The organism is Streptomyces sp. NPDC028928, from assembly GCF_055564915.1.
In genome coordinates, this window is record NZ_JBVHVI010000005.1 from 171,108 (window position 1) to 194,692 (window position 23,585).

Genomic DNA, 23,585 nt, shown 5'->3' on the forward strand with positions numbered 1-23,585 from the left:
TGGCCCCGGCGACCCTCCACCGCCCCTCCGCGGAGCAGAGGATCCGCGACCGTCTGACCGTGAGCGAGCCGTTCGTCACCCTGCTCACCCCTGACCAGGTCGCCGAGGCAGGCGCCTTTCCCACAGCGCCGCCGGACGACCCGGCCGCCTACGACTATTTCGTCCTGGTCTTCTTCTGCGCCTACCGCCCGCCGCCGGACGGGGTGTCGGAGCCCTTCCTCGACTCGCGCATCGGCGTACGGCTCAGCTGCCCGGACGGCGAGCCGCACCCCATCGCCCTGTACCTGTCTCCGCCGACCTCCGCCGTCCCCGTGCCCCCGAGCTTCCGGTTCAGCGTCAGCGCGCCGATGTTCGTCTTCGATCCGACGGTGGAGTACGTTCCCGCGGCCGACCGGCACAAGCAGTACATCGTCGCGGCCGGCCGAGGACAGAGCGTCGCGGAGTGGGAGCTGCGCGCGGTGCCCAACCAACCCCTGCTGGGCGACGTCCGGTTCGTCCTGCTGGTACGAAGTCCCCCGGGCCGCCTCGTCACCGCCGAGGTCATCGTCGCCGCCACCGTGCGACGGTGGGGCCGGCCGTACCGCAGCAGGGCGGACCTGCCGCCGCTGTTGCACCGCATCGACCTGCGCGGCACGGCGGGCCCGGCCGTGCTGACCGGCCCCGCGTGAGTCCGCCGACGGGACGGGTCGTACCCGTCGTGCCCGTGATCGGGGCGTTGATGCCGTACGGGCAGCAGATGTCCAAGACCGTGGCCCGCGGTCCGCCGTTCCGGCGGACCGGGTGCCGGGGGTCTTCGGGGCATCTGCGCCGGTGTGCCCGATGCGTGATGGTTCCGAGTCGTGGTCACCAGGGGTCTCCTTGAGCGGTGAGGCAGGCATAGCGCATTGTGGCGTCGGTGGGGAAGAACGCAGGGACCTCGCCCCCAGGAGTTCAGCCAACGGCGCGCGACGGAACAGGAGAAGTCGACCGCGCAGCTGGTGCATACCCTGGTGCTACCGGACCGCGCCACCGGAGCGACTCGCCGCATGATGCCCCGCTGCCGATCCTCGAGCCGCGGACAACACAGTCGTCACTCTTCAGTGATCGCGGCAAGATCAGGCAGATCGAGATCGCGGGGAGAGACATCAATGATCACTGCCACCCAGGGTGTGAAGGTCACCTCGACATGCGCGGCCTGTGGTGGCGTACTGGTCCGTGACCTCGGTCAGTTCACCGACCGGGGGCAGCTGCGTTGGGGCATCGAAGGGCGGTGCCGAGCTTGCCCGAACGCGTGGTGCGAGACGGGCGTCGGCCCGGCTCCCCAAGAGGTCAGACAGGCACTGCTTGCCGAGCACGGGACCACTCGGCTTCGCCTGGCTGCCAAGGAGACCAGTCTCGTCCCCGTGTTGCGGGCGCTGCGCGAGGTGCGGCACCTGTCACTGGGCGAAGCCCGCCTGACGGCCGCCGACCTGAGCGAAGGCGGCCTGGTCGGCACGTTCGTGGAAATGGCGCACCTGGCGCAAGGACTTCACGAGCGGGCCGTCGCCACGACACTCTCTCCGTCGCCCACCTGACCGCTCTCGAAGCTGCCCGGACCGGTTGACGAACGGCATGAGCAATCGATGGGCAGGATCTGGACCAGTCCGACCCGGTTGTCCTCGTCCGCTTTGATGTGGGCGGCTCGGACCCTCCAGTGGCCGGCGTGCAGCGGGATGGCTGCCTGGGCGGGCATTCCGCCGCCGGGATACTCGACGTGCAGTTCGGAGCCTGCTTCGGCGGAGTCCATGAGCACGGCTGGGCCGTCCAGCACCCACGAGCCGCACTCCTCCCACGGGGTGGCGGGGTCCGCCAGGACGGCCTCGGCCGCGGCCCTCAGCCCCGCCTCGGAGTCGGCGGCGAGCCACCGCAGGAAGGCCCGGTGCTCGGGCAGATAGCAGCTGGTGGCCGGCTCGTCCGCCAGCACCAGTGCCTGCGCACCGCTGTGGCCGACGGCGATCACACCGGCCGGACCGTCCACCGCGCAGGCCCGGTCGTAGTCGTCCGGAGCGGTGGCGTCTCCCGCCAGGACCCCCGTCTCCGTGCACCCGCGCCATTCGGACAGCGCGGAGACGGGGATGACGATCAGAGGTCCGCCCATCGACTCCACCCAGACAGGGGAGGTGCGGGACGCATCGGCTGCGGCAGAGGAAGAGGCGCTCATGCCGTCAGTGTGCCCTCGCGCACTGACAACGCCCGATCTGCTGGGGTGGGGATCGTTGAGCGGCTGGTGCCGGATGAGCCGTGGGAGTTGTGCATACCGCCGATCCGTTCTCGCCGCGGCCGACGGCGAGGCAGGCCCGGCCAGCTGCACGGCGACAACGGTTACGACACCGCCGCCTGCGGGAATGGTTACGCGCCCGCGGTATCACGCCCCTTGCCCCACTCGCCGCCGTCCCGCGCCGCTGCAAGTGAGAAGTCCGCTTCGCCACGGGGGGTACGGTCTGATGCGGGGAGTGCGATCCCGGTGAGAATCAGCCCGTCCCGCTGCATCCAGCGTCCCGAGACGCGCCTGGGGACACGTGCGAGTCCGCTGCCTGTGGCCGGCAGCCCTGTCTCCAGGAAGCAAGCGGAGAAGGTGCCTTGCGGATCGATGTCGATTTCGGCTCCGTCGAATCCCAGCAACCGTTTGGTGAGCGGGTACCAGACCTTGTAAACAGCCTCCTTGCAGCTGAAGAGGAGTCGGCCCCAGGGCACTGTGCCGTCGCGATGGTCCAGGCGGTCCACCATGGCGCGTTCGTGCGGCAGGGCGATGGACTCCAGTACGCCGTCCGGGAGCGGTGCACGTACTTCGGCGTCGATTCCCACCGCTCGCACCCGGCTTTCCCGCGCTGTGGCGGCGGCCCGGTAGCCGGGACAGTGGGTCATACTCCCCACCACGCCGAGTGGCCATACCGGGGCCCGTCCGTCGCCCGGAATCAAAGGGGCCGGGGGAATTCCGAGCTGCTTCAGCGCGGCCCTGGCGCACTGTCGGACCGTCACGAACTCCCGTCGGCGCGACGGGACGGCCCTGGCGATGACGGCGCGCTCCTCAGGGAAGAGCTGGAACAGTTCAGCTCCCTCGTCGCCGAATGCTTCCTCCGTGGTCACCTCTGGGGGAAGTATTTCCTCGATCACATCATTCCTCCAGAGGCGGCGAGGACGGTACGACGGCCTCACGGTTGTGTGGCAGCTCCGCCATTGATGTGGCTGATGCCGGACCGAGGAAGCGGGGCCAGAGCCTATGCGGGGTTGATCACGCGGGTCAAGACATAGGTTGCTGACGGCTTATCGGCGCAGGTCAGCCGTGGTTGGACTCATCGTCACGCCTGTGAACTCACTGCGAACTGCAAGGCTCGGGGAATTTCCGGAGTGTTGGCTTCCGGCTTGGTTCGGCATAAGTGGCAGCGGGGGCGGCGAGGATCTCGGGGTGTTGTGTCTGTGCCATCTCCGGAAGGCCGACGTTGCATTCCGGCGGCGGCCGGCGCTTGGGGCCGCCCTGGGCATCAGCGGCCCGATGGGCTCCTGCGGCCGAACCGCGGGCCCCGGCCGCATCGATGCCCTGCGTGCTGAGGCCACGGATCGAATTGGGGTCTTGATCTGAAGGGGTCGTGGCCTGCTAAGGTCGAGCCCGCTGGACATGAGGGCGATGTGGCCGTGGGGCCCCCGTCGCCGAGGCCAGTGCAACGGGGTGAGTCAGCCGACGACCGAATCGGCCGAGTTTACGGGGGAGACAGAATGAAGCTCTACGGAGTCTAGTAAGACCTTTCTGGATGTTCCGGGGACAGCTGTGTCGCCGGCATGTCTTTCAAGCGCCTGCTGAGTTGTGGTGCTCAGGGTGCGTTTTTCCTTCGGCAGTGCCGGGTCGGTGGTGTTGACGCGCTGCAGGCCGGATTGGTGGTCTCGCCGTCCGGTCACGTTCGCAGCGGAACTCGGCATTGAGATCCCCGGGGTCTTTGCAGTGTGCTCCGGACCTTTCTCTGGCCGCTCCTGTGATCAGGTGCCCCAGCCGGTTTGGCGATCTTCTGAAATGGATATCGATGACCGAATCGCGCACGTTCACCGAGACCTTCACTGTCACCGCCGACAATCCATTGCTGGCCGGGCACGTCGTTTATGGACGCAGCCTCCTGCCGGGTGTTGGATATGTCGACCTGGTGCTGCAGGTTCTCGCGCGGCACGGTCACGCGATGCCGGACGTGGAACTGCGCGACGTCGCCATTCTGGCGCCGCTCGTCGCAGGCCCGGGTGAACGGGTGCTGACCACGGTGGAGGGCCATCCCGCGGCGACGGGGGGATGGCGGATCGAGGTGCGCAGCCGCCGCCCGGAGGACGGCAGCGACGTCGTGCACGCCGTGGTGCGCGCACGGCTGCGCGAGCGTGCCGGATTCGGGGACAGGTTGTCGTTGCCGCTCACCGGGGCGCATCAGTACACACCGCTCACCGACATCTACACCTGGTGCAGGCAGTACGACCTGCTGCATTCCGGAATGATGAAGATCGACGGCACGGTGCACCACCGGCCCGAGGACTGGGTCGCCGAACTGGAGCTGTCCCCGGAGCACCAGGGCAGTGCCGACGGCTTCCTCTTCCACCCCGCACTGTTCGAGGCCGGACTGCTCGGCGGCGGTGTGGCCCTCAGCATGTTGCACGCGGGGAATGAGGGAGCGGGGCTGTACCTGCCGCTCGTGTTCGAGTCGTTCCGGGCGGCGGCGCCGCTCGGAAAGCGCTGCTTCGTCCGCGTCCCGGCGGCATCGGTGCACCGCGACGACGAACTCATCCGGCTTGCCGTGGAGTTCTACGACGCCGACGGGCTGAAGGTGGCCGAGGTCGGCCGGTTCGTGGCGAAGAGGATTCGGGCTGCGGCGGCTCTCGACGTCAGGGACGAGCCCGCTCGTGAGGTGGTGGCGGGGTCCTTGCCGGCCGGTGGGGATCTGGTGGGTGTGCTGCGGGATCTGGTGGCGGTGCGGTTGGGGGTGCCGTCGTCGGGTGTGGATGTCTCTGCCGGTTATTACGAGTTGGGGTTGGGGTCGGCGGATCTGTTGGCGCTGGTGGCCGAGTTGGAGGAGCGGCTGTCGGTGTCGTTGTCGCCGACGGTGATGTTCGAGCACGGTTCGGTCGCGGAGCTGGCGGCGTGGCTGGAGGGTCAGGTCCCGGCGGACCGGCTCGCGGTGGGCCGGCCTGTGGCGGACCAGCCTGCGGTGGGCCGGCCTGTGGCGGACCAGCCTGCGGTGGGCCGGCCCGCGGCGGCTCTCGACGTCAGGGACGAGCCCGCTCGTGAGGTGGTGGCGGGGTCCTTGCCGGCCGGTGGGGATCTGGTGGGTGTGCTGCGGGATCTGGTGGCGGTGCGGTTGGGGGTGCCGTCGTCGGGTGTGGATGTCTCTGCCGGTTATTACGAGTTGGGGTTGGGGTCGGCGGATCTGTTGGCGCTGGTGGCCGAGTTGGAGGAGCGGCTGTCGGTGTCGTTGTCGCCGACGGTGATGTTCGAGCACGGTTCGGTCGCGGAGCTGGCGGCGTGGCTGGAGGGTCAGGTCCCGGCGGACCGGCTCGCGGTGGGCCGGCCTGCGGCGGACCCGCCTGCGGTGGACCAGCAGGCCCCGGCGGCCGCCGCGCCGGAGAACGGCACCGTTCCCGAGGACGCGGGGGCCGTCCTGCGCACCGCCGTCGTGGACGAGGTCTCGGCACTGCTGAACGTATCGGTACAGGACATCGACCCAGCCGCCGAGTTGCGGGACTTCGGACTCGACTGGACCGGTCTCGCCCAGCTCGCCGACCGGCTCAGCGCCCGGTTCGGAGTGACGCTCACCTCCGCCGACCTGGTCGAGCACCGGACCGTGAACGCCGTGTCCGCTCACCTCGCGGGGACCGTGAGCGATGCCGGGACACCCACCCCCGCGCGGTCACGCCGGCCCGCGACCGAGGACCCCGTCGCGGCGCCCGGACAGCGGGCACCCCACCCGATGCTCCAGGAGATGACGGAGTCGGACGCGACGAGCGTCACCTACCGGACGCGCCTCGACGGCAGTGAGCCGTACCTGCGCGACCACCGGGTGCGGGGCGTTGCCGTACTGCCCGGTGTCGCCCACCTGGAGATGGCCCGCGCCGCGGTGGCGGCGTTTCTCGGCCGGGAGGACGGCGACGGCGTACGGCTGACCGACGTCGTGTGGCTCCGGCCCGCCGTCTGCGGCCCGGACGGGCTGGAACTGCGCGTGACCGTGCAGACCACGCCGGCCGGATACGAGTTCACCCTTCACTGCCTGGACGAGGCGCATGGGTACGTGGTGTGCAGCCGGGGCCGTGCCACCGTGCCCCCCACCGACCGGCCGGCGCCGCCCCCTCTGGAGGAGGTACGGGCCGCCTGCGCCCAGCGCACGCTCGGCGCGGCCCACGTGTATGACGTGTACGCGGGTCTGGGCCTGGACTACGGACCGGCGCAACGCTCGCTCACCAGCGTGGGCATCGGCACCGACGACACGGGACGCCCGCAGGTGCTGGCCGAGTTGAGCCTGCCGACGGTCGAACGGCTCGACGACCGACTCCTGCACCCCGCCATCCTCGACGGCGCACTCCAGGCGACGATCGGCCTCTGGCTGGAAGCAGCACCGACGGACGACCGCGGCCCCGGCCTGGCCCTGCCCTTCGCCCTGGAACGCCTCGACGTGGCCGCCGCCACGCCGGCCCGGACGTACGCCTGGATCCGGCACCGGCCCGGCAGCGGAACCGAGACCGCCGCGGCTCGGCTGGACATCACACTCCTCGACGAACACGGCCGGGTCTGCGTGGACCTGTCCGGGCTGAGCACACGCGTGCTGCCGCAGGCCGCGCCCGGCGCGGAGCAGGCCCCGGGAACCGCCTCGACACCCCTGCGGGAGCTCCGCCCGGTGGGCGAGGACCGGGCCGCGGACGAGCCCCTGGGCCGGCCGGCGTCCCGTGCGCCGTTCGACATCGCGGTCGTCGGAGTCAGCGGCCGCTACCCGGAGGCGGCGGACCTCGACGAGTTCTGGAGGAACCTGCGCTCCGGCCGCGACAGCATCCGGGAGGTGCCCGCCGAGCGCTGGAACCATCGCCGCTACGCCGACGGCGGCGGCCCGGTGCCCGGCCGGTGGGGCGGCTTCCTGGACGACATCGACCGGTTCGACCCCCAGTTCTTCAACATCTCGCAGCTGGAGGCCGAACACCTGGACCCGCAGGAGCGGCTGTTCCTGGAGTGCGCCCACCACGTGCTGGAGGACGCCGGATACACCGGCGACCGGCTGTCCCGCGTCGCCAAGGTGGGCGTCTTCGTCGGCGTGATGTACCAGGAGTACCAGCTCTACGGCGCACAGGCACAGGAACGCGGACGACCGGTCGCCCTGTGGGGCAGCGCCGCCACGGTCGCCAACCGGGTCTCGTACTTCTACGACTTCAACGGCCCGAGCATGGCGGTCGACACCATGTGTTCCTCGTCGCTGACCGCCATTCACCTGGCCTGCGAAGCCATTCTGAGCGGTCAGTGCGGCGCGGCGATCGCCGGCGGCGTCAACCTCAGCCCGCACCCGAACAAGTACCTGATGCTCAGTCAGCGCCAGTTCCTGTCCAGCGACGGCCGCTGCCGCAGCTTCGGCGCCGGCGGCGACGGCTACGTGCCCGGGGAGGGCGTCGGAGCGGTCCTGCTGAAACCGCTGGAGCGGGCCGTCGCCGACGGGGACCACATCTACGGCGTGATCAAGGGAACCGCGGTGAACCACGGCGGTCGTACCTCGGGCTACTCCGTGCCCACCCCCGTGGCACAGGGGGAGGTCATCGCGGACGCCTTCGCCGCGGCCGGCGTCGACCCCCGGGCCGTCAGCTACCTGGAGGCGCACGGCACCGGAACATCCCTCGGAGACCCGATCGAGATCGCCGGTCTGGACGGGGCCTTCCGCAAGGCGGGCGGCCGGCCGCGGCGCTGTGCGATCGGATCGGTGAAGTCGAACATAGGCCACGCCGAGAGCGCCGCGGGCATCGCCGGCGTCACGAAGGTGCTGCTGCAGATGAAGCACGCGGAGCTGGTGCCGAGCCTGCACTCCGGCACCCTCAACCCGCACATCGACTTCGCCCGTACGCCGCTCCGCGTCCAGCAGCACCTCGAGCCGTGGGAACGGCCCACGCTGGAGACCGACGGAACGCACCGGGAACTCCCGAGGATCGCCGGTGTGTCGAGTTTCGGCGGCGGTGGTGCGAACGCGCACGTGGTCCTCGCCGAGTACGAGCCGGTGGCGGCGCCCGCGGCGGCTTCCACCGACGGCCGGCCCTCGCTGATCGTGCTGTCCGCGCGCACCGAGGCCCAACTCGTCGCATCGGCCCGGCGGCTGCACGCCCGGCTCGGGGAGCTCGACGAGGGCGACCTGCCCCATGTCGCGTGGACACTGCAGACGGGACGGATGGAACTGGAGGAGCGCCTCGCGTTCGCCGCTTCTTCCCTGGCCGCCGCCCGGGACGTGCTGGAGTCGTTCGTCACGGATCCGGGGCGCGCCGGTGCGTGGTTCCGGGACACCGTGCCGCCGCACCGGAGCACCGACGGCGAGGAGCTGTCCTCGGCGGTGACCGCCTGGTCCCGGCACGGCCGGTACGACACGCTGCTGGCGCTGTGGACGGCAGGGGCGGCGGTGGAGTGGGAGGCCGTGCACCCGTCGGCAGCGTCGGCACGCCGCATCAGCCTGCCCGGATACCCCTTCGCGCGTGAGCGGTGCTGGGTGGACCTGGACGCCACGGAACCGGAGACCCCGCCGGCCGCCCTCGTCCCGGGGCAGGGGGAGGACGCCCCTCGGGCAGGCCAGGACACGGCCGGATCCCACGAGACACCCGACGCCGACGACGACGTGCTGCTCCTGCGCCCCGGCTGGGTTGTCGAGGACGACGGGGTGTCCCGGGAGGGATACGCGCAGGCCGCCGGGGCGGAGCGCTTCTCCGAACGGCACGTGGTGCTGGTCGGCCGGGTCGCCGCCGGTGAACGAGACGCGTTCCGGGCCGCCCTGCCCGACCACGTGGCGTGTCACTTCGTCGAGGTCGAGGACGCCGCGCTGGAGCGTCAGTACACCGAGCTGACTCGACGCGTCTTCACCCTCGTCCGGGAACTCCACGAGCGAGGCGTACGACGGCCGACGCTGTTCCAGGTCGTCCTGTGGGGCGGCACGGAGGGCGACCTCGACCGGGAGCGCCTCGGCTGCCTCCGGGGACTGGCCGGTCTGCTGAAGTCGGCCCAGCTGGAGCAGCCGCTCCTGCACACCCAGTACGTGGAATGCCTCGACGGCTCGTCCCCCGCTGTCGTCGCCGCCCGCCTGGCGGCCGAGGGCACCCGGTTCGCGGAGCCCGAGGTACGCCACCGGGACGGACGACGCTACGTGGTGCGTCTGGCGGAGGTCGACTCGGCCGGGACGGCACAGGCCCCCTGGAAGGAGGACGGCGTCTACCTGATCACCGGAGGCGCCGGGGCGCTCGGGCTGCTCGTGGCGGGGGACATCGCCGCAGCGGTCGGTCACGCCACAGTCGTCCTCGCCGGGCGCTCGCCGCTGGACGAGGAGCGGCGCAAGGCCCTGGCGGCGCTGCGCGCGGCGGGCCTGACCGTGGACTACCAGCGCGTCGATGTGTCCGACCGGGCCGCGGCCGCCCGGCTGCTGGAGCACATCGCGGACAACCACGGACCCGTGACCGGCGTCCTGCACAGCGCGGGCGTCATCGACGACAAGTTCATCCTCCGCAAGCGTCCCGAGGACCTCCAGGCCGTACTCGCGCCGAAGGTGTCGGGGCTGGTCCACCTGGACGAGCTGACCGAGGGCATGCCGCTGGAACTGTTCGTGTGCTTCTCGTCGATCGGCGGAGCCTTCGGCAACCCCGGACAGGCCGACTACGCCGCGGCCAACGCCTTCATGGACGCCTACGCCGCCTACCGCGACCGCCTCGTGGAGGCCGGACTGCGCCACGGCAGGACGCTGTCCGTGGGCTGGCCGTTCTGGGACGAGGGCGGCATGGGCGCCGACGGGCCCGTGCGGGAGCAGCTGCGCGGCCTCGGGCTCGCGCCGCTGGACACCGCCCGCGGGCTGGCGGTCCTGCGGTGGGCGCTGACCACGGACGGGCCGGGCGGCGAAGGCGGCAGGCTCCTGGTCGTCGCCGGCCGCCGCAGTGAGCTTCTGGCCCGGTTCGCCGGTCACCGCCTCGCCTCTCCCACCGCCGGACACGCCACCGCGGACGGCGCTCCGCAGACGGCAGACGAGGTCCGTGGCCTGACGGAGAAGGCCGTGGGCCATCTGCGGCGGATGGTGGCGGCGGCCCTCAAACTGGCTCCCGAGCGCATCGACGCCGACACGCCGCTGGAGCGGTACGGCATGGACTCCGTCATGGCGGTCAACCTGACCTCCGGGCTGGAGGAGACCTTCGGCCCGCTGTCCCGGACCCTGCTCTTCGAGGTGCAGACCGTCCGCCGGCTGGCACAGGTCCTCGCGGAACAGCACCTCCCGGCCCTGCGCACCCTCCTGGGCGTACCCGGCACTCCCCAGCCTTCCGGCACCGGCGACGCGGAACCCGCGCCGGTGACCCCGGCGGCCCGCCCGACGCGCCGTGGCATCCACGGCACCGGCCGGTCCGAGGTCACCGGGGCCGCCGAGCGCGCCGTCGGCAGGAAGGACCGCCGGTCCGGCGGCGAGGAGATCGCGGTCATCGGCATCAGCGGCCGCTACCCGCACGCCGACGACCTGGACGCCTTCTGGGCCAATCTGCGGGAGGGCCGGGACAGTGTGACCGGGGTCCCCGCCGACCGCTGGGATCTGCCGGAAGGTGACGCCCGGAGCGCGACCGGCCCGGACCGGGGCATGTGGGGCTCGTTCCTCGACGGCGTGGACCGGTTCGACCCGCTGCATTTCGGCATCTCCCCCCGCGAGGCCGCGGCCATGGATCCGCAGCAGCGGCTGTTCCTGGAGACGGCCTGGCATCTGCTGGAGCAGAGCGGGGTGACTCAGGACGTCATCGAGGAGCGGTACGGCCGCCGTGTCGGCGTGTACGTCGGAGCGGCGTACCTGATGTACCGCACGGACGCCTCGGACCCCGTCCTCGCGGCGCTCACCTCCTCCGCCTCGTACAACCTGATCGCCAATCGCGTCTCGCACTTCTTCGGACTCCAGGGCCCGAGCCTCGCGGTGGACAGCATGTGCACCTCCTCCGCGATGGCCGTCCACCTCGCCTGCTCCGACCTGCTGCGCGGAGAGTGCGAACTGGCCCTCGCCGGCGGCGTCAATCTCACGCTGCACCCGGACAAGTTCGTGGCACTGGGCGAGATGCAGCTGCTCGGCAGTCACACCGGCAGCCGCAGCTTCCGGAACGGGGACGGCTATCTTCCGGCCGAGGCCGTGGGCGCCGTGCTCCTCAAGCCGCTCGACGCGGCCCTGCGCGACGGCGACACGATCCACGCCGTCATCAAGAGCACCGCCTCGATGCACGCGGGCCGGTCCAACGGCTTCATGACACCGAGCCATCGCACTCAGGTGGACGTGATGCGGCGGGCCCTGGAGCGGGCGGGAGCCGCACCGGGCTCGATCGGCTATGTCGAGGCCGCCGCCAACGGGACGACGTTCGCCGACGAGGTCGAACTCCGCGCACTGAGCGAGGTCTTCGCGGACGCGTCCGAACCGGTGCCCGTGGGCACCGTGAAGTCGAACCTGGGCCACCCCGAGGCCGCCTCCGGTATCGCCCAGCTCACCAAGGTCATCCTGCAACTCAGGCACGAGGAGCTGGTGCCCCTGGTCGACGCCGGCGCGCCCAACCCCAACCTCCGGCTGGCGGACACCCCGCTCAGGCTGTGCGACCGGCTGACGCCCTGGGAGCCGCGCGGTGGCGCGGCCGAGGACGGCTCTCCCGGTCCCCGGCGCGCGCTCGTCAACTCGGTCGCCGCGGGCGGAAGCCACGTCAGTCTGGTCGTCGAGGCACCTCCGCGACCGCAGGCACCGGCGGAGTCCGCCCCGGACGGCGGGCCCCAGCTCGTCGTGCTGTCCGCCAGGAACCGCGACCGTTTGCGGACTGCGGTGCGGCAGCTGCACGACCATCTGCTGCGTGACGACACGGCGCGGCTGGAGGACGTCGCGTACACCCTGCAGCTGGGCCGGGAAGCGCTGCCCGAACGGCTTGCCGTGGTGGCCGCCTCCCCGGCGGAACTGCGGCAGGCCCTGGCCCACGCCATGGCGGACGGCACCGACGGCCCGGTTCCGGCCGACGGCGGCTTCCACGCCGTGGCCCTCTACCGCGGAAACGCGGACGAGGACGCCGGACCGCTGGGCACGCTGCTGTCCGGCCACCGGGGTGGGGACTTCCTGACCGGACTCATCGCGGACCGGGACCTGGAGCGTCTCGCCGAACTCTGGGTGCGCGGCGCGCGGGTGCCGTGGCGGGCCCTGCACGACGGGCCGCGCCGCCTCGTGCCGCTCCCGCTGACCGCGTTCGACCGTCGGAGCTACTGGGCCGGCCGCCGTCCCGCCGCACCGGCCGCGGCCGGATCCGCCGGGGCCGCACCCGTGGCCGCCCCGCACGCCACCGACCGCGCCTCCGCGGGCGTACCGCAGGACGGGACACTCACCGGCACCGAGCGTCTGTTGCTGTCCGCCTGGGCGGAGCTGCTCCAGCTGGAGGACGATCAGCTGAGCGGGATCGACGTGAAGACCGACTTCTTCACGCTCGGTGGCAACTCACTGCTCGCCACCCGTCTGATCAACCTCCTGAAGCAGCGCACCGGCGTCGTCCTGCCCGTCGAGGCCGTGTTCAACGCACCGCGACTGGCCGACATGGCGGCGGAACTGGACCGCCGTACGCCGGCGGCCGAAGCGGCCGGCCCGCTCGACGCGGACCTGATCCTGCGGAACATCGACCTTGTCGCCGGTATGAGCGACGAGGAACTGGACGCCCTGGACACCGAGAACAGGCAGGAAGAACGAGGATGAGCAGCACTCATCAGGACACCGGACCGGACCTGCTCCGGAAGATCCGCTCCCTGCCCGCGAAGCGGCAGCGCGTTCTGATCGCGCTGCTCCGGCAGCAGGGCGTCGACCTCTCCGCGCTGGATGCCGTCCCCAGGCTGCCCCGGTCCGCCGACGCGCCCGTCCCCCTGTCCTTCACCCAGCAGCGGCTGTGGTTCCTGGCGCAGATGGACGGCCCCAGCTCGGCCTACAACATCCCGATGGCGATGCGTCTGAAGGGCCGCCTCGACCGCGCCGCGCTGATCCGCGCCCTGGAAGCGGTGGTGCAGCGGCACGAGGTGCTGCGCACCCGGTTCGTGGACCACGACGGCGTCCCGTACCAGCACATCGGCGACGGCCGGGATTTCCGGGTGCGCGAGGAGGAACTCGCGGATCCGGACCGGCTGCCCCTGATCTGCCAGGAGGAGGCGGCCACCCCCTTCGATCTGGAGCGGGACCTGTTGATCAGGGCCCGGCTGCTGCGTCAGGACGACCACGAGCACATTCTGCTGGTGACGACGCACCACGGTGTGTCCGACGGCTGGTCGGTCGGCGTCTTCTTCCGCGATCTGGCCGCGCTGTACGAGGCGTTCTGCGCCGGGTCGCCCTCCCCGCTCGAGCCGTTGCCCGTCCAGTACGCCGACTACGCGCAGTGGCAGCGCCAGTGGCTGGCCGGCGAGGTCCAGGAACGCCAGGTGGCGTACTGGAAGCAACAGCTCGCCGGGGTCGACCCCAGGCTGACGCTGCCCGCCGACCGGGAGCGGCCGGCGGTCAAGACGTACCGGGGCGCCCGCGAGGACCTGCGCTGTCCGGAAGAACTGCTCGACCGTCTGCGGGACATCGGCCAACAGCACGGCGTCACCCTGTACATGACGCTCCTGGCCGCCTACATGGTCGTACTGCACCGCTACACCGGACGGACCGACGTCGCCGTCGGCACGGTGGTGGCCAACCGCAACCGGCCGGAAGTGGAACAGCTGGTCGGCTACTTCGCCAACACCCTGGTGATGCGCGCGGACCTGTCCGGCGACCCCGCTTTCACCGAGTTGCTGGCCAGGGTGAAGAAGACCGCGCTCGGGGCCTACGAGCACCAGGACGTGCCCTTCGAAGCGGTGGTGGACGCCCTCGAACCCGAGCGGAGCCTGAGCCACTCGCCCGTGTTCCAGACGATGTTCGTGCTTCAGCAGGCGCAGACCGAGCGTGAGGCCGCCCTGGGCGACCTCACCGTCTCCGAGGTCGGGGTCAGCCCCGCCTTCACCAAGTTCGACGTCACCGTCGATGTGCGGGAGACGCCCGACGGCCTGCTCGGCAGCGTCGAGTACAACACCGACCTGTTCGACCGGGACACCATCCGCCGTTTCGTCGACCACTACACCGAGCTGCTGTCCGCCGTCGCGGCCGACCCGGACGTCCGTACCTCCCGGCTCGGCATGGCCGGTGAGCGGGAGCGGCGGCAGGTGGTCGAGGTCTGGAACGACACCCGCCGTCCCTACACGGACGACCGGTGCCTGCACGAGCTGTTCGAGGAGGCGGTGGCACGCCACCCCGAGCGGACCGCCCTGGTGGACGCCGAACGCTCCTGGAGCTATGCCGAGCTGAACGCCTGGGCCAATCGCATCGGTCACCGTCTGCGCGACCACGGCATCGGGCCGGACCAGCTGGTCGGCCTGCGCCTGGAGCGCTCCGCGGAGATGGTGGCGGCCATCCTGGGCACGCTCAAGGCCGGCGGCGCCTACATGCCGATCGACCCCTCCTACCCGGACGCCCGCGTCGAGGAGTTGATGACCGGCTCCGGCGCCGGTGTCGTGCTCACCCAGCCGCACCTGGGGACCGCGGTGTTCGGAAGCGTCCCGGCGCTCGCCCTGCACCGCGACGGCCGCGTGGGCGACGGCGACGACGCTCACCCCGCCCCGCCCCGGGAGGACAACCTCCCGGCCGCCGACCTGGGCCTCGGCCCGCAGCACCTGGCGTACGTCATCCACACCTCCGGGTCCACCGGCCGCCCCAAGGGCGTGATGATCGAGCACCGTGCCGCGGTCAACCGCATCGAGTGGATGCAGAACGAGTACCGCCTCACCGCGGAGGACGTCGTCCTGCAGAAGACGCCGTTCAGCTTCGACGTCTCCGTGTGGGAGTTCTTCTGGCCGCTCCTCTTCGGTGCCCGGCTGGCCGTCGCCGAACCGGGCGGCCACAAGGACCCGGGCTACCTGGTGTCGGCCATCCGGCGGTTCGGGGTGACGACCCTGCACTTCGTGCCGTCCATGCTCCGCTCGATCCTGGAGGAGCCCGCCTGGCCGGAGTGCACCTCCGTGCGCCAGGTGTTCTGCAGCGGCGAGGCCCTCCCGGCGGAGCTGTGCGCACACCACTACCGGCTCCACCCGGCACCCCTGCACAACCTCTACGGTCCGACCGAGGCCGCCGTGGACGTCAGCCACTGGACCTGCCCCGCCGACCAGGTGCCGCGCACCGTTCCCATCGGCCGCCCCATCCAGAACATCCAGCTCTACGTGCTCAACGACGCCCTGGAACCACAGGGCATCGGATGTGTCGGCCAGCTCCACATCGCGGGCACCGGCCTGGCCCGCGGCTACCTCAACCAGCCGGAGCTCACCCGCGAGCGGTTCGTGCCCAACCCCTTCGGCGACGGCCCCGACGCGCGCATGTACCGCACCGGCGACCTGGCGCGCTGGCTGCCCGACGGAACCCTGGAGTATCTCGGCCGGGCCGACGACCAGGTCAAGCTGCGCGGTTTCCGTATCGAACCGGGCGAGATCGAGCACCGCCTGAGCCGGCATCCAGCGGTACGGGCCTGCGCGGTCGTCGTCCGTGAGGACCAGCCGGGCCGGCCCCAGCTGGTGGCCTACACGGTCCCCGCCGACGGGTCCGCCGACGCCGGCACCGACCTTCGCGCCGAACTCGCCGGCCACCTCGCACACAGTCTGCCCGAGTACATGGTGCCCAGCGCCTTCGTCATGCTGGACGCCCTGCCCGTCACCGCGCACGGAAAGCTGGACCGCGCCTCCCTGCCCGCCCCCGGCATCGAGGCCTACGCCCAGCGCGCGTACGCCGCCCCCGAGACCGGCACGGAACGGCTCCTGGTGTCCGTGGTGGCCGAACTGCTGGGCCTGCCCGGGGAACGCCTCAGCGTCGAGGACAACTTCTTCGCCCTGGGCGGCCACTCCCTGCTGATCACCGTGCTGGTGGCGCGGTTGAAGGAGCACGGCCTGGCCGTGGGCGTACGCGACGTCTTCAGCGCTCCCACGCTCCGCAGCCTGGCCGCGCGGATCGACGCGACGGAGGGCGCGGCGGACCACCGGGTTCCGCCGAACCTGATACCCGAGGGCTGTGAGCGCATCACACCCGGGATGCTGCCGCTCGTCGACCTGGACCAGGAGCAGATCGACGCGATCGTGGACACCGTCCCCGGCGGCGCGCCCAACGTCCAGGACATCTATCCGCTGGTCTCGACGCAGCAGGGCATCCTGTTCCACCACCTGATGGACCCGGACCACGACCCGTACCTCGTGTCCACCGTGTACGTCGCCGAGGACGAAGCCGCCTGCGCGGCGTTCGTCCACGCCCTGCAGAAGATCATCGACCGCCACGACGTCCTGCGCACGGCCGTGCTGACCGCCGGGCTGCCCGAGGCCGTCCAGGTCGTGTGCCGCAGCGCCCGCCTGCCGGTCACCCGCGTCCGCCTCGAACCGGACGGGGATCCCGAGGAGCAGGCGCACGCCCTGCTGGACCGGCTCGGCCGGATGGACCTCGGCCGGGCCCCGCTGCTGCGGCTCGTGATCGCCGAGGATCCCGTATCCGGGCGGCGCTACCTCGTGCTGAACGCCCACCACCTCATCGAGGACGCCACCTCCCTGCGGCTGCTCCTCGGTGAGCTGGGGACCCACATGGCCGGCCGGAGCGACCTGCTCCTCCCCCCGGCGCCCTACCGCGACTTCGTCGCGCACACCCTGGTGCAGCAGTCCTCGGACGCCACGGAGGCCTACTTCCGGGAGGTCCTCGGGGACGTCGCGGAACCGACGACGCCGTTCGGCCTCACGGACGTGCGCGGCGACGGCCGCCGGGTCCGCCGGCTGCGCCGCGCGCTTCCGGCGGAGCTCGCCCGCGATCTGCGCACCCAGGCCCAGCGGCTGCGGCTGAGCCCGGCCTGCCTCTTCCACGCCGCCTGGGCCTGTGTCGTGGCCGCCTCCAGCGGACGCGACGACGTCGTGTTCGGCGCCGTCCTGTCCGGGCGCCTGCAGGGCGTGCCCGGGGTGGAGCGCATGCTCGGCAACTTCATCAACACCCTTCCGCTGCGGACCCGGCTCGCCGACCGGACCGTGCGGGACCTGATCGCCGACGTCGACACCGGGCTGCGCGAGCTGATCGCCCGGGAGCAGACCCCGTTGAGCCTGGCACAGCGGTGCAGCGGCCTGGACGGTGACGCGCCCCTGTTCAGCGCGGTGGTCAACTTCCGTCACTTCGAAGCGGAGCAGGGCCCCGCGGCGGCGCCGCGCATCGACGACCACGGGGTGCGTTTCCTGGCGGCCGTGGACGCCATCAACTACCCCGTGACGGTGTCGCTGGACGACTTCGGCACCGAGCTGTCGCTGGACATCCAGGTCGAGGAGACGGTCACCTGCGAGGCGGTGGCCGACTACGTCGAAACCGCGCTGTCCGGGATCGTCGCCGCGCTCGCCCGGGACGACGGCGCCGGCACCGCCGCGCTGGACATCGACGTCCTGCCGGCCGACGAACGGCGGCGGCTGCTCACCGAGTGGAACGACACCGCCGTAGCCGTGGCCCACGAGACGCTCGCCGCGGCGTTCGAGGCCCAGGCCGAGCGCACCCCGGACCGGACGGCGCTGGTCTTCGAGGGCAGCACCCTGTCCTACGCGGAGCTGAACGCCCGCGCCAACCGGCTCGCGCACTGGCTGATCGAGCGCGGCGCCGGGCCCGAGCGGCTGGTCGCGATCCGGATGCCCCGCTCGTTCGAGCTGGTGATCGCGGTCTACGCGGTGGTGAAGACGGGAGCGGCCTATCTGCCCCTGGACACCGACCTTCCGGACGAGCGCGTGGAGCAGGTGCTCGCCGACAGCGAGCCCCTGCTCGTCCTGGAGGACCTGCCGGACACCGCCTCCTGCCCCGGCACCAACCCGCGGGTGGCGGTGTCCGGTGAACACCCCGCGTACGTGATCTACACCTCGGGCTCGACGGGCCGGCCCAAGGGCGTGGTGATCTCCCACCGCGCGGGCCTGAACTGGACGGCGTGGAAGCAGGGCCGCTACGGCATGGGCGGCGACGACCGGATGCTGCTGAAGACCTCGGTGGGATTCGACGTGTCGGTACCGGAACTCTTCTGGCCGCTCCAGGTCGGCGCGGCCCTGGTGATCGCCCGCCCCGACGGCCACCGGGACCCGGCGTACCTCGCCCGGCTGATCCGTGACGAGCACGTCACCGACCTCCACTTCGTGCCGTCCATGCTCGCCGAGTTCCTGGCGGAGCCGGCCGCGGCCCGGTGCACCGGCCTGCGCCGCGTGGAGGCGGCCGGCGAGGTGCTCCCGGTCGAGCTGGCCGAACGGTTCGCGCGCCTTCTCCCGGACACCGAACTGCACAACCTGTACGGGCCCACGGAGGCCGGCCCCACCACCGCCTGGCTGTACCGGGCCGAGCCCGGTGCGACGAGCGTGCCCATCGGCCCGCCGGTGTGGAACACCCGCGTGTACGTGCTCGACCAGGCGCTGCGGCCGGTGCCGCCGGGAGTGCCGGGCGAGCTGTACGTCGCCGGCGACGGCCTGGCCCACGGCTATCTGAACCGGCCGGAGCTGACCGCCGAGCGCTTCGTGACCGGCCCGTCCGGCACCGAGGCGCGCATGTACCGCACCGGCGATCTCGTCAGCTGGCGTCCGGACGCCACGCTCGACTACCTCGGCCGGGTCGACGACCAGATCAAGGTGCGGGGCTTCCGGGTCGAGCCCGGAGAGGTCGCCAACGTACTGCTCACCCATCCCTCGGTGCACCGCGCCGTGGTCGTCCCCCAGGGGGAAGGCGCCGCCCGCAGGCTGGCCGCCTACGTGAGCCCGACGCCGCAGTGGCTGCACACCGCCGACCGGGAGGACGACGCGGCCCACCTCGACCACTGGCGGCGGCACTTCGAGGACCGGTACGCCCGCCCGGACGGCTCCACGGACCCGGCACCGGCGGACGGACACGATGAGTCCGCAGCCGGATCCGCGGAACCGGAGCCGGCCGAGGACACGCTGCGGCACCTGAAGGGGCTGCGGCCCAAGCGGGTCCTGGAGATCGGCTGCGGCACGGGAGCGCTGCTCTTCCGCTACGCGGACGACTGCGCCTCGGTGCACGCCCTCGACGTCTCCTCCACGGCACTCGACGCCGTCCGCCGGGGCGTGGCGGACCGTGGCTGGTCGCACGTCTCGGTGAGCCAGGGTGACGCCCTGTCGGTCTCCACGCTGCCCGCGGGGAGGTTCGACACGATCGTGCTCAACTCGGTGGTCCGGTACTTCCCCAACCGGCAGTACCTGGACGAGCTCCTCGGCCTGCTGCTCCCGCTCCTCCAGGACGGCGGGCGCGTCCTGGTCGCCGACGTGCGGAACCTGGACCTCCTCGACGCACAGCTGTGCGCCGCCGAGCGCGGGCGCGCGGAGCCCGGCACCACGGCCGCGGACCTGGCCGCCCGGGTGCGGCGCGGCCGCCGCCAGGAGACCGAACTGCTCGTCAGCCCGACCTACTTCGCGCAGACGACCGAGCACTTCCCCGAAGTGGGTGCCGTCGACATCATGGTCAAGCGCGGCGCGGGCGACGGCGAGAGGCTCGCGTACTGCTACGACGTGGTCCTGACCAAGGGCGCCGCCCGGCCGGCCGAGCCCCTGCCGTGGCGGGAGGCCGACACACCGGCGCAGCTGCGTGCCCTCCTGGACGGCGGGGCTCCCGACCGGTTCGGCGTGAGCGGTCTGACCAACCCGCGCGTCGCCGACGACGTGCGCTTCAGCGAGGGACTCGGCCGCCGGTCGCGGACCTTTGACGGGGAGCCGCCCGCCCTCGGCGCCCGGCTGTCCGCGCGGGCCACCGAGCAGCTCCGGGAACTCGAAGACGTGCTCCAGCACGCCGAGAAGCTGGGCTACCAGGTGGCGGCCACGTGGTCGCAGGACCGGCCCGACGGCCTCGACGTGGTGCTCGGCAGGGGCGAGCCGCCCCGCGTGCGGGCGCGTGCGCCCTATCGCGCGCCGTCCCTGACGAACCACCCGCAGATCGGGCACAGGGGACCGACGCTGGCCCGGTCGCTCAAGGACTTCCTGTCCGCGCGGCTGCCGCACTACATGGTTCCCGGCCTTTTCGTGGTCCTCGACGAACTGCCCGTCACCCCGAACGGCAAGGTGGACAAGCGGGCCCTGCCCGCCCCCGACGAGGACGACGTGACCAAGGAGGTCTACGTCGCCCCGCGCACCGAGGCCCAGCGCATGCTGTGCCGGGTCATCGCCGAGGTCCTCGGCCTCGGCGAGGTCGGACTCCAGGACAACTTCTTCGATCTCGGCGGGCACTCCCTGCTCGCGACCCGGCTCACCCTCCGGGTGAAGAAGGAGACGGGCGCCGAGCTGCCACTCCAGCTGATCTTCAGCGGAGCCACGGTCGAGGAGATGGCCGCTGCCCTGGAACAGCAGCCGGCGGCCCCGGTCGCAGCCGTGCAGGAGAGCGGGGAGCGGGGGGCGGCACCCATCACCCTCCAGCAGCGCGACCTGTGGTTCCTCAACCGGCCCGAGCACCTGGGAGCAGCGCACGACAACGTCCAGCTGGCCTTCCGGCTCAACGGTCCACTGGACCGGGAGGCCTATGCGCGCGCCGTGCGTGCCCTGGTCGAGCGCCATGCGGTCCTGCGGACCAGCTATGAGCGGCGTGACGGCACCGTGACCCAGCGGGTCAACCCCGCGGGGGATTTCGCGGTGCGGGTGCTGGAGACCGACGAGGAAGCCGTCACCGAGTGGCTGCGCGCCGAACGGCTGCGGCCCTTCGCCCCGGACGACCGCCACATGGTCCGCGCCCACCTGCTCACCCTGTCCGACCACGCGCACATCGCCGTGCTGACCCGGCCCTGGGGCGTCTTCGACGGCTGGTCGGTGAACGTCGTGCTGTCCGAGCTGCTGGTGCTGTATCGCGCGCTGAGCCGGGGTACGACTCCGGAACTGCCCGAACTGCCGCTGTCGTACGCCGACTTCGCCCGCTGGCAGGCGCGCGCGACAGGCGCCGAGGAGCTGGCCCGGCAGGAGCGCTACTGGCGGCGGCAACTGCAATGGCTGCCGGCCCGCCCGCCGCTGCGTACCGACTACGAGCGGTGCCCGGTCAAGACGTACCAGGGTTCCTCGGTGGAACTCCGCCTCTCCGCCGAACTCCTCGACCGGCTGCGCCGGTTGAGTCAGGAGCGCGGGGTCACGCTCTACATGTCGCTGCTGTCGGCCTTCGCCGTCCTGCTGGGCGGTCACACCGAGGGCGACGACCTCGCCATCGGCTCGGCGGTCTCCAACCGGCCCCGTGCGGAACTGGAGGGCGCGGTCGGCTACTTCGTCAACCTGGTGGCCCTGCGGCTCGACGTGCGCGCGGACCGCTCCTTCACCGACGTGCTGTCGCAGGCCAGGCGCGTCACCACCGAGGCCCACGAGCACAAGGACCTGCCGTTCCCCGACCTGGTCCGGGCCCTGGTGCCCGACCCCGACCCCGGCTGGTCCCCGCTCTTCCAGGTCATGTTCAACATGCTGCCCGCGTCCGCTCCGCCCGCGACTGACGACACGGGCACCCCGGACATCGAGGTGCTGCCCGTCCGCGCGCCCGTGACCACGACCAGGTTCGACCTCAACCTCGTGGCGCAGGAAACGGCTTCGGGTCTCCAGGGCTACCTGGAATACAGCACCGACCTGTTCTCCAGGAAGACCGCCGAGCGGATGGCACGTGCCTACGAACGGCTGCTGGAGGAGATCGCGTCGGCCCCGGAGTCGGAGGTGGCCCGGCTGCGCGCCGCGGCGACCGTGCCCACCGGTTCCACGGGGGACGGCTGCCCGGTGACGGGGCGTACGGGGGATGCGGGGGAGCACCGGACGCCACGGTCCCTGCCGGCCGGACCCGATCAGCACGACACGCAGGGCGCGGCCCCGCGGAGGCAAGCGAACAGGAGAGACACCACCATGACGTCGACGACCACGGCGGCCTTGACGCCGCCCACGATGACGGGCCACCCGGTGTTCGGGTCGCTGATGGACCTGCAGCGGGACACCCTGGGGACGTACCGCCGGGCGCAGCGCGACCACGGTGACGTGGTCCGGTTCACCGTGGGCCCGCCCGGTCTGCGGGCGGAGTTCTACGGCGTGTTCTCGGCGTCGGGCGCTCAGCAGGTGCTGGCTTCCTCGGCCCATGTCTTCAGCAAGGAGAACCGGTTCCTCGGGGAACTGCGACAGTCCTTCGGCAACGGGCTGCTGACCAGCATGGGCGACGAGTACCTGCGGCAGCGCCGGATGCTCCAGTCGCTGTTCACCCCGCGTCAGGTGGACAACTACGCCTCCGAGATCACCGAGGAGACCCGCAACCTCGTCGAGCGGTGGCGGAAGGTACCGGAGGCCACCGTCGACGTGGCCCAGGAGATGACCGGGCACACCCTGCGGACGATCACCCGCATCCTCTTCGGCCGGAAGAACGACGTGGACACCATGGTCCCCATCGTCCAGCGCAACTTCCCGCGGATCAACGACTACGCGGTCAAGCGGGCCTTCGCCCCCGTGAACCTCTCCCGGAAGATCCCCACGCCGGGCAACCTCCGCGCGGCCAAGGCGCACCAGGAACTCTACGAGGTGTGCGACGAGATCATCGCGGCCCGACGGGCCGAGGAGGCCACCGCCCTCACCGACCGGCACGACATGCTCAGCCTCCTGTCCCGGGCACGCGACGACGAGGGCAACCCGATCAGCGCACAGGAGACACGGGACCAGGTCCTGGTCTTCCTCGTCACCGGCCACGAGTCGACCGCGACCACCGTGGGCCTGACCCTGCACCTGCTCGCCACCCACCCGGACGTGCTCGCCCGCGCACACGAGGAGGTCGACAGCGTCCTGGGCGGCCGCGAGCCGGTCGCCGCGGACCTGGACAAACTCCCTTACCTCACGCGGGTGCTGAAGGAGACGCTCCGCCTCTACCCGGCGGCGCCGGCCCTGGGCCGGATCACCACCGAGGACGTGCAGGTCGGCCCGTACACCATTCCGGCCGGCGCCGATGTCGTGGTCAGCTCCGGTGTCATCCAGCGCCACCCCGACCTCTGGGACGACCCGGACGCGTTCGACCCGGACCGGTTCCTGCCGGAGCGGGAGGGGGACCGCCCGCGCTACGCCTGGTTCCCGTTCGGCGGCGGCCCGCGCGCCTGCATCGGCCAGCACCTGGCCATGCTGAACGCCACGCTCACGCTCACCGTGCTGCTCCAGCACTACTCGTTCACCGCGGTCGACACCGACATACCGCTGAACACCGGAATCACCCTGCGCCCCACCGGCCAGGTCCGCTGCAAACTGACCCCGCGTACCTGAACGCGGCGGCCCGCGGAGGAACGCAGGGTTGTCGCCGGAAATCCGGCCGGGCTTTCCCGGAATG

At 71.7% G+C, this 23,585-nt stretch carries 6 protein-coding genes; 4 read left to right on the forward strand and 2 right to left on the reverse strand.

Annotated elements, in window-relative coordinates; genetic code table 11:
• The first annotated feature begins 59 nt into the window (after positions 1-59).
• Both ACZ4U1_RS14430 and ACZ4U1_RS14435 read left to right on the forward strand, forming a co-directional pair.
• Entirely contained in the window at positions 60-668 is a 609-nt protein-coding gene (locus tag ACZ4U1_RS14430; protein WP_467903196.1) for a hypothetical protein, read from the forward strand.
• Between the two features lie 459 nt (positions 669-1,127).
• The gene (locus tag ACZ4U1_RS14435; protein ID WP_467903198.1) at positions 1,128-1,553 is read left to right on the forward strand and encodes a hypothetical protein; all 426 of its coding nucleotides are present in this window, start codon (positions 1,128-1,130) and stop codon (positions 1,551-1,553) included.
• Here ACZ4U1_RS14435 and ACZ4U1_RS14440 read toward each other — a convergent pair.
• Both ACZ4U1_RS14440 and ACZ4U1_RS14445 read right to left on the reverse strand, forming a co-directional pair.
• Positions 1,508-2,179 carry an immunity 21 family protein gene (locus ACZ4U1_RS14440; protein WP_467903200.1) on the reverse strand — a complete coding sequence of 224 codons (672 nt, stop codon included), beginning with the start codon at positions 2,177-2,179 and terminating at the stop codon, positions 1,508-1,510. The genes ACZ4U1_RS14435 and ACZ4U1_RS14440 overlap by 46 nt on opposite strands.
• A 188-nt stretch (positions 2,180-2,367) precedes the next feature.
• Positions 2,368-3,132 (reverse strand): 4'-phosphopantetheinyl transferase family protein, encoded by a 765-nt coding sequence (locus tag ACZ4U1_RS14445; protein ID WP_467903202.1) that lies wholly within the window; start codon positions 3,130-3,132, stop codon positions 2,368-2,370.
• Between the two features lie 902 nt (positions 3,133-4,034).
• Here ACZ4U1_RS14445 and ACZ4U1_RS14450 point away from each other — a divergent pair.
• Together ACZ4U1_RS14450 and ACZ4U1_RS14455 are read left to right on the forward strand one after the other, a co-directional pair.
• Positions 4,035-12,935 (forward strand): SDR family NAD(P)-dependent oxidoreductase, encoded by an 8,901-nt coding sequence (locus ACZ4U1_RS14450; RefSeq protein WP_467903204.1) that lies wholly within the window; start codon positions 4,035-4,037, stop codon positions 12,933-12,935.
• Complete coding sequence (locus ACZ4U1_RS14455; protein ID WP_467903205.1) at positions 12,932-23,521, forward strand: amino acid adenylation domain-containing protein; 10,590 nt, start codon at positions 12,932-12,934, stop codon at positions 23,519-23,521. The genes ACZ4U1_RS14450 and ACZ4U1_RS14455 overlap by 4 nt, the downstream gene beginning before the upstream one ends.
• Positions 23,522-23,585: the final 64 nt, after the last annotated feature.

Bases quoted from the DNA above. Each gene is read 5' to 3' on its own strand.
- ACZ4U1_RS14440 (WP_467903200.1), bottom strand. From the start codon at position 2,179: ATGAGCGCCTCTTCCTCTGCCGCAGCCGATGCGTCCCGCACCTCCCCT.
- ACZ4U1_RS14450 (WP_467903204.1), top strand. From the start codon at position 4,035: ATGACCGAATCGCGCACGTTCACCGAGACCTTCACTGTCACCGCCGAC.
- ACZ4U1_RS14455 (WP_467903205.1), top strand. From the start codon at position 12,932: ATGAGCAGCACTCATCAGGACACCGGACCGGACCTGCTCCGGAAGATC.
- ACZ4U1_RS14435 (WP_467903198.1), top strand. From the start codon at position 1,128: ATGATCACTGCCACCCAGGGTGTGAAGGTCACCTCGACATGCGCGGCC.